The 13,719-nt window shown below is 30.5% G+C and carries 27 protein-coding genes; all 27 read left to right on the top strand.

All coding sequences use genetic code 11. From position 1 onward, the window contains the following. The first annotated feature begins 10 nt into the window (after positions 1–10). Positions 11–382, top strand: a complete 372-nt coding sequence (locus ABC382_RS00270; protein WP_412926340.1) for a hypothetical protein — start codon at positions 11–13, stop codon at positions 380–382. A gap of 19 nt (positions 383–401) precedes the next feature. Next, positions 402–524, top strand: a complete 123-nt coding sequence (locus ABC382_RS00265) for a hypothetical protein (protein ID WP_412926338.1) — start codon at positions 402–404, stop codon at positions 522–524. 20 nt (positions 525–544) lie between these two features. Next, positions 545–895: a hypothetical protein gene (locus ABC382_RS00260; protein ID WP_412926337.1), complete on the top strand. Its 351-nt coding sequence runs from the start codon at positions 545–547 to the stop codon at positions 893–895. Positions 896–1,190: 295 nt separating this feature from the next. Next, positions 1,191–1,313 carry a hypothetical protein gene (locus ABC382_RS00255; RefSeq protein WP_412926336.1) on the top strand — a complete coding sequence of 41 codons (123 nt, stop codon included), beginning with the start codon at positions 1,191–1,193 and terminating at the stop codon, positions 1,311–1,313. A gap of 312 nt (positions 1,314–1,625) precedes the next feature. Next, positions 1,626–1,898: a hypothetical protein gene (locus ABC382_RS00250; protein WP_412926335.1), complete on the top strand. Its 273-nt coding sequence runs from the start codon at positions 1,626–1,628 to the stop codon at positions 1,896–1,898. A 42-nt stretch (positions 1,899–1,940) separates the two neighbouring features. After that, positions 1,941–2,300 (top strand): hypothetical protein, encoded by a 360-nt coding sequence (locus ABC382_RS00245; RefSeq protein ID WP_412926334.1) that lies wholly within the window; start codon positions 1,941–1,943, stop codon positions 2,298–2,300. 22 nt (positions 2,301–2,322) lie between these two features. Further along, entirely contained in the window at positions 2,323–2,736 is a 414-nt protein-coding gene (locus ABC382_RS00240; RefSeq protein ID WP_412926333.1) for a DUF2538 family protein, read from the top strand. 88 nt (positions 2,737–2,824) lie between these two features. Next, the gene (locus tag ABC382_RS00235) at positions 2,825–3,013 is read left to right on the top strand and encodes a hypothetical protein (RefSeq protein WP_412926332.1); all 189 of its coding nucleotides are present in this window, start codon (positions 2,825–2,827) and stop codon (positions 3,011–3,013) included. Between the two features lie 48 nt (positions 3,014–3,061). After that, positions 3,062–3,259, top strand: a complete 198-nt coding sequence (locus ABC382_RS00230; RefSeq protein WP_412926330.1) for a hypothetical protein — start codon at positions 3,062–3,064, stop codon at positions 3,257–3,259. A gap of 35 nt (positions 3,260–3,294) precedes the next feature. Continuing rightward, positions 3,295–3,534, top strand: coding sequence for a hypothetical protein (locus ABC382_RS00225; RefSeq protein ID WP_412926329.1), 240 nt, complete (start codon positions 3,295–3,297; stop codon positions 3,532–3,534). 105 nt (positions 3,535–3,639) lie between these two features. After that, a complete protein-coding gene (locus ABC382_RS00220; protein WP_412926327.1) occupies positions 3,640–4,005 on the top strand; it encodes a hypothetical protein in 366 nt (121 codons plus the stop codon). A 242-nt stretch (positions 4,006–4,247) separates the two neighbouring features. Continuing rightward, positions 4,248–4,463, top strand: coding sequence for a hypothetical protein (locus ABC382_RS00215; protein WP_412926326.1), 216 nt, complete (start codon positions 4,248–4,250; stop codon positions 4,461–4,463). 28 nt (positions 4,464–4,491) lie between these two features. Beyond that, positions 4,492–4,842, top strand: coding sequence for a hypothetical protein (locus tag ABC382_RS00210; RefSeq protein ID WP_412926325.1), 351 nt, complete (start codon positions 4,492–4,494; stop codon positions 4,840–4,842). Between the two features lie 149 nt (positions 4,843–4,991). Next, the gene (locus tag ABC382_RS00205) at positions 4,992–5,342 is read left to right on the top strand and encodes a hypothetical protein (protein ID WP_412926324.1); all 351 of its coding nucleotides are present in this window, start codon (positions 4,992–4,994) and stop codon (positions 5,340–5,342) included. After that, positions 5,335–6,084 carry a SprT-like domain-containing protein gene (locus ABC382_RS00200; protein WP_412926323.1) on the top strand — a complete coding sequence of 250 codons (750 nt, stop codon included), beginning with the start codon at positions 5,335–5,337 and terminating at the stop codon, positions 6,082–6,084. The genes ABC382_RS00205 and ABC382_RS00200 overlap by 8 nt, the downstream gene beginning before the upstream one ends. A gap of 34 nt (positions 6,085–6,118) precedes the next feature. Beyond that, positions 6,119–6,439, top strand: coding sequence for a hypothetical protein (locus ABC382_RS00195; protein ID WP_412926322.1), 321 nt, complete (start codon positions 6,119–6,121; stop codon positions 6,437–6,439). A 54-nt stretch (positions 6,440–6,493) separates the two neighbouring features. After that, the gene (locus ABC382_RS00190; RefSeq protein ID WP_412926321.1) at positions 6,494–6,823 is read left to right on the top strand and encodes a hypothetical protein; all 330 of its coding nucleotides are present in this window, start codon (positions 6,494–6,496) and stop codon (positions 6,821–6,823) included. Between the two features lie 57 nt (positions 6,824–6,880). Beyond that, positions 6,881–7,132, top strand: coding sequence for a hypothetical protein (locus tag ABC382_RS00185; protein WP_412926320.1), 252 nt, complete (start codon positions 6,881–6,883; stop codon positions 7,130–7,132). Between the two features lie 56 nt (positions 7,133–7,188). Then, positions 7,189–7,413, top strand: a complete 225-nt coding sequence (locus ABC382_RS00180; RefSeq protein ID WP_412926319.1) for a hypothetical protein — start codon at positions 7,189–7,191, stop codon at positions 7,411–7,413. A gap of 416 nt (positions 7,414–7,829) precedes the next feature. Then, complete coding sequence (locus ABC382_RS00175; RefSeq protein WP_412926318.1) at positions 7,830–8,093, top strand: hypothetical protein; 264 nt, start codon at positions 7,830–7,832, stop codon at positions 8,091–8,093. A 29-nt stretch (positions 8,094–8,122) separates the two neighbouring features. After that, positions 8,123–8,425, top strand: coding sequence for a hypothetical protein (locus tag ABC382_RS00170; RefSeq protein ID WP_412926317.1), 303 nt, complete (start codon positions 8,123–8,125; stop codon positions 8,423–8,425). 119 nt (positions 8,426–8,544) lie between these two features. Next, positions 8,545–8,991 carry a hypothetical protein gene (locus tag ABC382_RS00165; protein WP_412926316.1) on the top strand — a complete coding sequence of 149 codons (447 nt, stop codon included), beginning with the start codon at positions 8,545–8,547 and terminating at the stop codon, positions 8,989–8,991. 44 nt (positions 8,992–9,035) lie between these two features. Continuing rightward, complete coding sequence (locus ABC382_RS00160; protein ID WP_412926315.1) at positions 9,036–11,018, top strand: hypothetical protein; 1,983 nt, start codon at positions 9,036–9,038, stop codon at positions 11,016–11,018. Positions 11,019–11,056: 38 nt separating this feature from the next. Then, positions 11,057–11,224, top strand: a complete 168-nt coding sequence (locus ABC382_RS00155) for a hypothetical protein (protein WP_412926314.1) — start codon at positions 11,057–11,059, stop codon at positions 11,222–11,224. A gap of 256 nt (positions 11,225–11,480) precedes the next feature. Further along, positions 11,481–11,696, top strand: a complete 216-nt coding sequence (locus tag ABC382_RS00150; protein WP_412926313.1) for a hypothetical protein — start codon at positions 11,481–11,483, stop codon at positions 11,694–11,696. 349 nt (positions 11,697–12,045) lie between these two features. Continuing rightward, a complete protein-coding gene (locus tag ABC382_RS00145; RefSeq protein ID WP_412926312.1) occupies positions 12,046–12,456 on the top strand; it encodes a hypothetical protein in 411 nt (136 codons plus the stop codon). After that, on the top strand, positions 12,434–13,714 hold the full coding sequence (locus ABC382_RS00140; RefSeq protein WP_412926311.1) for a glutathionylspermidine synthase family protein: 1,281 nt from the start codon (positions 12,434–12,436) through the stop codon (positions 13,712–13,714). Before ABC382_RS00145 ends, ABC382_RS00140 begins: the two co-directional genes overlap by 23 nt. Positions 13,715–13,719 lie beyond the last annotated feature (5 nt).

Here is a 13,719-nt window from a genome sequence, read left to right as displayed (position 1 = left end):
GTAAAAGAATATGCATTATATCCATATCTACACTAAACAAATAGATTCATTTAATACACATGCTATCTTCCTATCAGACAAACAAGAAAAACGTTTTGTAGAGAAACGAGAAAAGGCAATAAGTGAAGGTTATGAGTTGTTTTATGATTGTGCAACATCTTTAGAACATGCAGTAGCTTATTGTGAAGAATTTGAGGTTTCACCCGATTATTGTGTGAATTGTGGTACGTATACATCAACTTGGTTATATAGAGGGAAAAAAATGGACTTGCGTTATGATGTATGGCGTGTTTTCAATGGATACCTATGTGAAGGCTGTGCAACGGATTCTTCTTTATTTGAAGTGGAATTTGTATCTAACTACAAACCTAAATTAAGTTAATATTTGAGGAGGAATAAGTATGGAATGTTGTCAATGTGGAGGAGTAATTGACTTAGATCAAAAAGGTACATACGAATACGATTATGTTGGCGATACATGGTGCAAACCATGTATGAAGGAAGAAATAGAAAGAGATTCTTAATAGAGAAAGGAAGTTTTTTTATGGAACAAACATTTGTAATTAGAACGGATGATAATAATTTTAAAGAAGCCCTTTCGATGTTCATATCTGAACACAGTGATAAAAACAGGCAGGCTAATTTTGAAATCTACGACTTGAATCAAGAAGGCGGAGATAAAGTAATGGAGATTGTAAATGAAAAACCAATTATTGAAAAGAAGAAACGGAACTTGTTTGCGTTAAGGTCAAAAAAAGGTGATATTATAACAAGTTGCGACATCGAGAACCCCGATGAAGAAGTGACTTATACAACAAAGGAAGAAGCGAACCAAGCGTTAATACAGCTTGAAAAGTCAATACCAAAAGGGATTTTCAAAGTAGTAGAAATCTAATTCTTATAGTAAGTTACATGCAGAAATCGGAGGTAATTATATGTACACATTATTCGTCAATAAGGCAGGAAACGAGTTGCAAGTAAAAAAAGCTCAAAAAGCACTTTTGGATAAAGAATATACAGATGAAGTTACTGCTTACAATGATTCTTATTACATTTGCAAGAATCGAAAAAATTAGTTGAAAAGGCTTTAGAAATAAAAGAACAATGGGTGAAAGAAATAGAGCAACAGTTAGAAGCGGTAAAATCAATTGAAATAAAGTGATTTCTAAGTGAAAAAGGAGATTTAGATAATGAATAGGACTGAACAAAAAGAAAGAGTTACAGAAATAATTGAATTAGCAAATGATATTATAAAATCCATTCTTGGAAAAAAAGATTGGTTATCTAAAACATTTGGGATGAACAAGTACTAAAGGATGCTATCACCAATCAACTTTTTCAAAATGAGCTTGAACAGCTATATGAGTTAACAGACGATTTTAGAAGTGATATTGAATCATATTCTTCTGATTTATCAGAAAGTCGTAGAGAAAAGTTAGAAGTTCGCTACAATATGCTAGAAGATGTTTTAGAAAAATTCAATCAATCATCTTCACAATATGATGATATCTCAGATGTCGTAGAGAATATTCAAGAAGCAATTACCGAATTAAAACAAATGAAAAGGTAATTAGCCTAAAGTTAGAAAGGTATGGTTTAAAAGAATGGGAACTAAGATGAAGTCAATGCCGTATCAACTTAAACAAAAACTAAGACAATATGATAAAGCTGTAAGAAAAGCAAAAGTCTTACATGAAGAATTGTCAAAAGAATTTAGTGATTATAATGTTCCATATGATTATCTTGTAGCAAATGGGGAGGATTTCGGTGAACACCCACAAACAGAAGGCTTGGCATATGTTAATAATGCAGAAGGTAATATTGAAGATAATATAGAGGAAATTGAAAAGATATTTCTATATTTTACTAACTTGGATGAACCGTATGAAGAAGATTGAAAATAGATGGATAAATCAAAGAAATTGGGAGGAGATCAACCAATGAAGATACATTTAAAAAATGTAGAAGATTTAACTAAAGAGATACTTACTAATGAATACAATAGTATTCAAAATCCAAATTTTACAGAAGAAGAATTAATGCTTTGTTTAAAAAAATTCTCAAAAAATGATATGCATTTTATGGTCACTTCTGATACAAATGGTGTGTCATTCGTATGTCTAACAGGCAAAGCTTATATTAATCAACAATGTGTATTAAATTACGATTATGACAGTAATGTTCAGACTGTTAAAGATATGATTTCAAGTTTAATAGTCGAAAAGGTATTTGTACCATTAATTATTGATTATTGTTATTGTTCAAAAACAACTGAAACATGGATGATAGAGTTAATCTGATTGTCTATAAGGAGGAAATAGAATGAGTGGAATTTATTTTATAAATGAACAACATGAAAGGAATTTTAAAGAAACTTTAATCAAGTGGTCTATGGCTAAAAGTGATGCTGAATATAGATCAGCTTGTTACATTTTAACTGTGCCAATGATTTATGAAAAAGTTGAAAGTTTAATACCTGCTTATGAAAAGCCTGTCGATTGGATATGGCGATGGGAAACAGCATATAACTCAGAATTAAGAGAAAGTCTTGAAATAACAGAAAAAATAAATGTAGATTACGATTTAACAAGCTCTATGGTAGGTATGGGAAAACTTGCATTGAATTTGTGGAATAGTTACCCACATTTTAATTTTTTAGATTGCATTTCAAGTCTGGATTCTGAAAATTACAATGTAGTGAAATGTGCAATTGATATAAGAATGCGTAAAGTTTAGTGAAAAAATACGATTGGTTTCGAAAAAACATTATAAAAATTGTATTTCAGTTGAAAGAAAATGCGTAACAAAGAGGAGTTGTGTATTTATGAAAGGGAAACAATATGAAGGTTTTGTTCAAGGGATTGCATATGCAGCAGCGCGAGTAAAAGAAAACAATATGGATGCTTACGACTTAATAAAAGCTTCAAGCATTCCATTAAAAGATTTCAAAAAGTATGTAGCAGAAGAAGACTTGGCAGAAATAGAGGAAGAATTAAATATTGCTACACAATAATGTTTTATTTTTTACTGAACAATTTGATAAAAGTGAGGTGAAAGAATTATGGATTTTATGACACGAACAGAAGCACAAAAAGCACTTGAAGTAGGGAAAAGAGTGTACTTTCATTGGCGAGGGAAATCCGTTGAAGTAAATAAAGAAACCACTCTTGCTGATTTACGATGGGCATTGGCGGACAAAAAGGCAGTGTTTGCATTGAGAGTTGTTGATGTAACGAATGGTCATTATTCGATTATTTAGCACAATACCAACATCAGTTAAAAGGGAGGGTAATGATGGCTGTCAGAAAACAACGTGCAACAACTAGGAAAGAAATAATGGAATCAGATATTGAAGTCGCAATAAAAAAAGCAAAAGTCAGATATAGAGATGAAAAGTTGTTCTATATCTTGAAGTATCAATTTTATTTTTTTGCATCTGGGTATCCAGAACTCGATAGTGATAAAAATGAAATTTATTATCAAAAATGGGTATTTGATGGTAAATGGAAGAAAGTTGATGATAGATGTTCTTGATTGAAATAAAAATTTAAAAAAAGAAGTGATTAAGGATAAAATGGGAAAAATTAGCTAAACAGAGTTATAAAATACTTCTCCTTCTAAACTATGTCAGAAGGAATTGTGCAGGAGGATTATATGAAAATAGGAGATATAGTTGTCGAGTGGTCTTATGCAGGTTGGGGTGATAAGGATAAACACTTTATATCACATACAATCACGAAAATCACACCGACAGGACGTATTAAAACAGATACAGGAATTGAGTTGGATGAACATTTAAGACTACGTGGTAAAAATCGTCGTCCTTATAAATCGTATTTTTCACTATTTAACGATGAAATTAAACAAGAAATCAAATGGCAACGCATGAAAGATGCAATTAAGAAAAAGATGAACGACTTAGATGTACATTCTTTGGATGAAAATGAACTAGAACTGCTATTAGATGCACTTAATCGCATTGAAAGAAGAAAAGAGACTGATTGAGGAGAGAATATGACCAAAAAACGTATGGTAGTTGGCAATGTAAAAAAATAGAAAATCATCTACACAAAGCATTGTCTGAACTTGAACAAGCAAAAGTATTATTCGACTGTATGAGTTTTGAAGATCAAGAATCTATTCGGAAAATGAAGAAAGTGAATAACTATTATGACGAATTACTCTTTATATGGGGGCATTTTAGAGATAAGGCAGAAGATATGAAATTGAAGAAAGGAGTGTAGTACGTGGAGAAGGGTATTAGCTTAACTGAACTTTGGATAGGAACATCAATCATCTTTAGTTTGATACTTTTTGTTTTTGGCATATTCATATTAATAATAGGGCTTTATTTTAAAATGAAGAAAAAGGCAACAGTTGGTGTGAGGAATGGGTCACTTTCAATGGTTATCTCTGCTGTGCTTCTAATCGCTATTTGGTATATGTCTTCAAAAATGCTATAAACTTAAAAAACTAGTAGTGAGGTGGGAAATGGTTAATTCATTACCGTATGTATTGCAGGGTTGTTTTTCCCTAATTAAAAACACAATTAAAAAACGATACGCCAATAATATCAATACATTAAAATCAGATGATGAATGGTATAAAAATGTAATCATTGAGTCAAATAATCAATTCAGTTTTTTATACAATGGAGATTTTGTGTGCAGTGATTTAGAAGCAATTGTAGGGTACATAAAATCTAAATTAACATTGTCAGATATGCGCTATATAAAAGAAAAATATGGAGAATTACATTATTACTATATTGCATTAGAATTTGTAATTATACCAATCTATCAGCGAAGCTATGATAAAGCACTTAAAGAATTGGAAGGATAGTAGGAATGGTAATAGAACTTGTAATGAAAACACAAAAAAGAGCAGTAGTTCCACCTACTACTCAGCCAAGCTATACACAAATTTATAGTAACATATTATAACACAAATTACAAAACATGATAAATAGATTAAATAGGGAGTGAAAAATGATGGATACTTGTAAAAAATCTAATAGCATCTCTATACATGATGTGTTCTTTTATAGCAGTTTATTAATTCTTAATGGTTCAGCTATACTAGTTTTATCATATTCTTCTTTTGCAATAGCATTTGGAGTAACATTCGGAACAGTGGATATGACATTATCAGATGTAGCGGATATGTGCATTCAATATATCATCGTCATATCAACATTTTTAATTATCAATTTAATTTTGATTTTTGCTTATCGTTCGAAAAATTTATCTAGAAGACTATCGAATCCATTTAAAAGGAAAAGAACGATAGGAGAAATAATGGCACAAGAAGATAAAATAATTGGGAGAGATATAGATGTATAAAGGAACTGATTTGTCTTGGATTGAAGCGGAAGCATTGATGCTTGTAAAAAAACATTGGGGTATTGATTTTATTCCAAACATCGTTTTCGATAGAAGTACAGATGAAGAATGGGATAATAATTTTGGTAAAGACGATGATAAATGTACTTTGTTAGGTGTATATTGGAGCAAAGATATGACAATTGAATTTAATACAAAGCAGAATAGCAAAAGAACTTTAGCTGAAATCAAAAAAACACTTTTGCATGAACTATGTCATTGGTATTTACACTATAATGAATTACCATATCATGACTCAGATGTTCGTTTTGGTCATGAATTAATTCGTACAGGATTGCGTCCAAATACTACTCCTGCTCATTACAATGCCTATAAAGAAGCAAAAAAAGATACACGATATCATACTTTTGAGTTAGTTGATAATGGAGAGGAAAAAATAGTAACAAGATTGTGTCACAAACGAAAAGATCAAAATGATTTTAAAAAAGATTTAAAAGATGTAATGAAACGTTTAAAGGCTGAATTTATAAAGCAACAAGAAGAATATGAAAAGGGTGAGTATGATTCTGTTGATGATATTTGGGTTGGAGAGGTTGTAGGTGCTTTATGCGAATGGCATGGATATGAGGAAATGGAATATCCTATTTACTCTATAGTTATTGGAAATGAAAATGGAAGATTCGAAGATGAAGATGATTTTAATAGTGTAATTGATTCACTTACGAATATAAAATATGTTTAATTTTTCAATAAAGTAAAAGGAGATTTATATGATATTGGACAAGTTTTTAAACCGACGCAAACTTAAAAGTCCTAAGAATGTTGTAGCTTCAATTTCCAGTAAAAGATCGAAAGCAACTGGCACTAATAAAGAAAGGTTATCATTTATTACTGTAAGAGTGGAAAATCGTGAGTTTTTATTTTTCTCTAATATAAATGAGCATTATAAAATAATTTCATATCCTTTATATGCAGTTGAGCTAGTAAATAAAGTTGATACTTCACAATTACTTTATAATTTAAAACAAGATTCTAAAATGTATTTTGAAGTTAATGGACAATATTTCCCTACATCAATATTAAATAAATTGCTTTAGCAATATGGGAAGGGATTTATTAACTTAATCAGAAATAAATGAGGGTGAATGTTAATGAAATTTGACTTACGAAAACCTTGCCAAGACTGCCCTTTTGTGAAAGGAAGTAGCACAAATATAAGTTTAGCAGAAGGTCGTATCAAAGGTATTATAGATGATATTACCTATGAAGATACTTCCTTTACATGTCACAAAACTCTTGGTTATGATGGGAAAAAAGTACCCCAACAACATTGTGCAGGTGCTATGATTTATTTAGAAAGAATAGGTGCAGAAGGAAGACCCAATCAGATAATGCGTATTGCAGAAAGAATGGGATGGTATAAGCGTTCTAATTTAGAATTGAATTTTGAACCTCTAATCAAAGAAAGTGAGTACAAATAACAATCTGTACAGTTTAATAGAAGCAGATTACAGTATTAAGTAATGAGTATATGGTTCATGAATTTTTTAGGAAATGTAGGTAAGAACAACATGAATAATCATCAAATTTTAATATTTAACTATTTTATTAATAATTTAGCTGTCCTTGAAAAAGGAAATTTTGAAAATGTTCCAAAAGATATCGTTAACGCTATACAAATAGTATCCGATGAACAATATCATGAAATAGTTAGTAAATTGTCTAACTATATTCTTGAGGAAGGAAATAAGTGGATAAAAGAAATGGACGGCTTTGGTCATGTATCTTAGAGAGTTAAGAGCAGGCAAAACAATTCTATTAAAACCGCTTCTAAAGGAGAATTAATATGATAGGGATAAAGGGTAAGAATTTTCTTGATGCAGTATGGGAAATAGCTTCTGAAAGAGGATGTGCATGTGAAACAGATGATAGGTTTTCACAAGATTGTTTGGGAGAATTAAGATGTGATGGATGTAATAATATTATTGTTTCACAATCAGAAGTAGATGATTTAGAAAAAAATAGCTTGTTACCAAAACCTAATATATCAAAGGATAAATTGAATAATTGATTTAATCAATAAAGAAACAGGTCTAAATAAGAAGACCTGTGATGTTTAGGATATTGAGTTTAAAAACAATGCAATCGTAACAACATTAGCAACTAATCCTATAGTTGAGAGTATAACCGATAACACGATCATTAGTTTTTTCATAAGTTAACGCACCTCCTAATCTCTTGATGCTTTATTCTAGACTGATAGAATATAAAATATTCCAAAAAACATGTCTTACTACAAGTTTTTGTGTCGTATATTATCAAGTTAATGAAGAACCTGCAAAAACGATTTATATAATACTGGGGTGTTTGACATGTGTAGATGGCTAACATGTTTTAAACATGGTCTTTTTATGGATTTAACTTCACTTTAAGAAAAAATATCAAAACAAATAATTTCGTAATGAAATGTAAGGAGGGTGGTTACTTATGATAGGGGTAGGAATTGGTTTTATTTTGAATGGCTTAGTACCGATCATTGTTACCAAAAAATTAAAAGGCGAAATGAAGGAGGAGGTAGTAAAAATTCATAGGGGCTTTATGGGCTGTGGTGTAGCTATATTATTTCTATACAGCATAGGTTACTTTTTTGATAAAACCTATCAGATCATTATTTCTGCATTGCCTGTAATGGTATTCGCCCTCTATATGCTTAGTTATATTAACAAGCTACTTAAACAGGGAAATGTTTAAAAAGAATCAATATGAAGGGGATAAGCAAAATGAAATCATTACAGATGCTTGTTACTATTATTTGTTTTATTTTAGGAATGGTGGCAGTTTTATATTTTGGGCTAACATATCCAGTTGAAGATAGAGTTACAACAGGAATGAAAAAAATTGGGTTAATAATTTATGAAGATGAATTATTTCTCCATCTCATAAAATTGGTGCTAACAACAATTTTAATTATAGTTTACGGTTTGATAACGACCTATTTAGTGAGCTTCAATGAGAAAAAAAACAATTTGAAACATCTTGAAGAAATGGATAAAATATTGACACGTAGGGGAGCAGGGTATTAAGAAAATATTTGTTCAATATTACGATATAAGAAATGAACAAGCCCCTTAGTATCGAATTGATGCTGAGGGAATACATAAACTTTGAATCTATACTTACAAATGAAAGGATGAAATAAAAAATGAAACGTATTTTCAAAAATATTATCTTAGTTAGTATACTACTTGGTGTTTCTGCTTACATTTTACTTGGAGCAGATATAAAGAGCTTAGTGAATATTACTCCTCTTAAAGGAAAGGGAAATACCGATGTTATATTAGTAACAGATATTGAATCATTAGATAATCTTTGGTTAGATAATTACGAAAAATATTTATATGAATACGCAATAGGTAATACAAGTAGATCGACACTAGTAGCAAATTATAAAAAATTTTATGAATCGCTATCTGCCGTAAAAATGAATAATAAATATAAAATAAAACTTGAGGAATTACTTCTATTAGAGATTAACTATATAGAAAAAGAACCTAATCTTAGTTATATTGACATTATAAGAAGGGCTGAACAATTAGGATTAGAAAAAGAACGTTTTAGAGACAGTTTAAATGTAAAGAAAGTTTTATAAAATACAGTATTCAAAATTAGATAGAGAAAGGAAGGCAAGAAATTATGGAGGATGTAAAAAAAGCTTTAGAATTATGGACAGAATTAACAGGAGTTGACCCTAACACCACTAACTTCAAGCTAGGTGATTGGGAGCTACATAAACTTAATCATGAATTAAAAGAGTCACTTAAATTAGATACAACCTATCTAACAACTTTAATGTTATTAGATAACTTTGCTACAGATTACTTAAATCAAAGGACTTTCACAGTCAATCAAATGATTATGGATTACGATAATGTATTAACTTATTTGGAAAAGAGTAAAGAGTTATATTCTATTCTAAAATCAGAAGAATTGGTTGAAAAAAAAGAGGAGTTTAAACAGTGGTTATTAGATGCTTTACATCACTATAGCATTCAAAACGAAAAAGTATTTGAAATGGCTCAATCATTTGAAGAATTAGGTTTCTTGCGTAGAGATTCCTTACGTTCTATTGAAACATTAGAAGTTCATCAATTTTATCAAGGGCAGGAAGATTCATCAGAAACAGTAAAATATGTAACGGAAGTGCATGAATTTTGGAATATAAACTCATTAATTCGTGCTATGCAAAGTGATAGTACTCTTTCGGGAATATCTTTAAATCTAATACGTGATCCATTGGATACATCTTCTTATTTTGCTTTTGGAATAAAAAACGGTGAAACGATTTCGATTTTAACGGATAGACCGACATATGTACATCCGTTACAAAAACATATGTCACGAAGACCAAATAGGGCATTTGCAGACCGTATTTTTAGAAATCATTTTCCGTATGATTTGTTAGATATTGATTTTACACACGATGGAGATGCATATGTTAAACCTAAAAACACTACAGAGCTAACCCTGTATCAAGATGAACTGCGCCCATTAAAGAAGATAAAAGACATTGAAGAACCAAATGAAGTTATTTGGATAATCATGATGTTTTCACTAATCAAGGAACGTTTTTGGGATAAAAAATTTAGAACAAAAGAATTATCTTATACAGGGGAAATGACATATAACAAGGATGCAATAATTGAAAATCGAAGCCTTGTTGATATGGACTCATATAAAAAGTTAGAAATATCTCCTGTGAAAAAAACTGAAATAACTACAGATAATTTAAAAGAGGATTGGAGTGAGACACCTACTGGAAAAAATAGATGGTTAGAAAAAAGGTTTGAAGATAAAGTAAATGAAAAATATCTAAACTTTATTGGAAATAACAGCAATGTACTGTATTTAACAAAAGAAAATGAATTTTTAACACTAACTCCCAAAGAATATGAAGAAAAGACTCGGTTTAGATCATTTGAACAAAATGGTGAAGAACTGATTAAATTAGATACATCAATGTTTGGTAGCAAAAATGATATTGAGAAAACACAGAAATGGGTAGCTCGTTATAACCAAGCAATTATAATTAATACTGAAACTAAATTGGAATTTGAAAAACGTGAAAGTGAAGTCTTAAATTTTGTAAATGAAAAAATTGAAGAAAACAGAGAGCAATTGTTAAAAGCTATTGGTTTAGGTGTTTTTGAAGCACCTTTCCATCCCGAAAAAGAAGGATTTTTGGTTTTTGGAGATTCCGAAAAAACAGCCGTTAAAAACATCCTTTCATTTACCTTAGAGACAGAAAAAAGGTTCTCCGATTCATGGGGGTCAAGAAAATTGTGCAAAATGCTTGAAAATGGGAATTATGCTTGTTATTTGACAGGAGCAAAGGCTACTATAGTTGCTACGTTCAAACCTCAAACAGCAGAAGCGGTAGCTATGTTATGTGGATGCAAAGTAGAAGAATTACCCGATGTGCTACAGCATTGGACAAAAGCTCATTTCTATAGCGGAAACCATATTTTAAGTAATATCGACCCTATGGAATGGGCAGTAAATAATCCGTGGAATAAACTCAATTTAAATGTAGAGGTATATTTAAGTAAGTCGAGCTATAATACCCTATGTAGAAATGTTAATGCAAAGCCTAATAAGTTTTGGTTAGAGTCAAATTGATGTTAATGAACAAACTTATTTTAAAAGGAGATGTAGAGATGGACGAAGTTGTATGGAATGCTAAAATTGGGGATACATCATTTTTAGATATAATGCTAGAAAATGCAAAACGCCCACGTAAATATAATTGTAAAATCATTGTTGGAGAAAATAATAAAATTAAAAATAAAGAACCGTTGCTGATCGAATACAATGGCAATAAATAAAGTTATATGTTCACATGGTGATAAATTGAATATAAGGATTGTCTAAATACCTTGTTCCATTAAGTGGCATAGATTAAGAAGAAATTTCTTAATCTATGTCACTTTTTTTAATTGAAAATAAATTAAAGATATATATTTTCTTTTCGTGAAAAATGTTGTTGAAATGTCGCCAAAATGATATTATTTTCATATGAAGTACACGAAAAGAAATGTATTATTTTCTTTTAGTGATTATAAATGGAGATGAATTGTATTCATGTCAAAAACACAACTAATAAGTATGACTGAATTGCTAGGTTTACCAGTCGGAACAGTTTTTAAAAAGGGAAATCGAAAAAGAATCTTCATTAAAGTGGAAGGCTTTTTTGTTTTTTATAAAGTACCTTCAAAAAAAGGAGAGACAAAAGGGGAGAATATTCTTATTTTTGAACGTTGGATGAAGGGTGCAGAAATAATAAAACAGGAAGTTTAAAAGAAGTTCCAAATGTGACATTAGTGACGTAAGGAAGTTGAAATACCTTAAATACGGTGACGTTGATAATTATTGATAAAACAACAAAATTTTAAATCATGTTTTATTTATTTGTGACGTTTGGTGACGTATTGATGCATGTTATTTATAAATGTGTGACGTTAAATGTGTTTAGCTAAAAAAGGTAAATTAAATGTGACGTTATTAATGGATTTATTTAATTTTGGTGACGTTTGTAAATTCATTAATAACAAAGTATTTTATTATATGAAAGCGTCATTAAGTGACGTTTATTTATTTTTAATACCATGATTTGTGACGTTAAAATTTTGTGGAAGGTGGTGAAAAAATGGATAAGAAAAAATTGGCGATATCATCTTTTATTTTAAGTGCAGGTTTAATTATGTCTGCGTGTGGTTCTGATTATGATGACAGCAATCAAAAGAAGTCTGCTAAAAAAGAGTGTAAAGAAGAACTAACTGAGTTGAGCAATGGTGGTTATAAATGCGAAAAAACTCATAGTAGTGGAGTACCTATGTGGTATTTCATGGGGAAAAGTTATACCAATGAATCTTCTTACAATAGTGCAGTATCTTCCTATAAAAATCCTTCATCACAGTCCAAGAAGGATGCAGGTATTAGTGAAAGTAATAATTCATCATCAAAATCTAATTCGAATGCCAATAAATCAAATACAAGTTCATCGAAAAATTCGATTGGAACAGGAGGAAGCAGTCGTGGTTCTTCAAGTGGAGGTTAATGAACAATCTACTTTTGATTCCATTATGAATGGGGTGATGTTTAATCACCCTCGTTTCTTTTGGAATGTTTTAAAAACAGATCAATCTACTAGTTTGAATAAGAAAGAATATCGACCCTATGTATATAATGGCTTCTTGAAATTAACATCAGCACAAAAAGAGGAAATTCAAAAAGCATCAGAAATCATTTATGACATAATTGCTCGTTCTACAAAAAGTCTCTTGAGTGTTATAGATGAACAAACTTTAAAGGGGTTGGGCTTCCCTGAGAATGCAATGCAATTAGCAAAAGTGCCGTTTTTAAAAAACGTTGTTTCTTATATATCAAGATTAGATTTAGCTGTGAATGAAAAAGGGGAAATTAAATGCCTTGAAATAAATCCTACAACACCTTTTATGATAAATGAAGGTTTTGAATGTGCGGATATGGTTTGTACAGCATTTGGGAAAGTTCCAGTTAATCTTCAAAATAAAACTCTTTTTAAACTCAATCTGATTGATCTATTAAGGAAATCTACCAATCATCTCGGTAAAGATGCAAGTATTACTCCAATCCATTTATGCACAGCAAGTGTAACCGCTTCGGAGTGTTATGAGGAATATCGTACTGTTGAGTTCTATCGTGAAGCTTTAGTTGAAATGGGTTATGAAGTTTCGCATGTAGAATACAAAAATTTAGATGTTCGTGAAAACGGTTTATTTATTAGAAATACAGACAATAAAATTGATGTCCTTTTCTTACCTGCATATCCTTATGAATTTTTATTAAATGATGATGGTGGAGGTCAACTTATCCAATTACTTGCTGAACGGCAACTTGTAGTCCTTAATCCACCTTCTAGTTATTTTATGCACAACAAAGCTTTGTTTGCACTGATTTGGGGGTTGAAGGATAATGAGGACGTTTTTTCGGAGGAAGATAAGTTAAATATAGAAAAGTATTTTATTCCTACATATTTAACACCGCATTCATTTTCTGAAACATCAACTCCATATGTTCAGAAAACGATATTTGGAAGGGAAGGTAATTCTGTATTTATTTTTGATAAAGACAATGTTTGTACCAACTCCCCTAAAGATATAGATTATATGGATTTTCCATCAATATTTCAGAAATTTGTAGACATGCCAAAACATGAAGGAAAAACGATTGTCATTGGGTCTTTTTTATTGTCGGGGTTTGCAAGTGGAATAGTTGCTCGTATAGGTGAAGCAGTTACAGATGGTGAAGCTTATTTACTACCTGTTTGCTTATAACAAAT

The sequence above is a fragment of the Lysinibacillus phoenicis genome, from assembly GCF_047238325.1.
Classification (GTDB): Bacteria; Bacillota; Bacilli; order Bacillales_A; family Planococcaceae; genus Lysinibacillus; species Lysinibacillus irui.
Note: the sequence above shows the minus strand (reverse complement) of the source record. Positions and strands in the feature narration are given on the sequence as shown.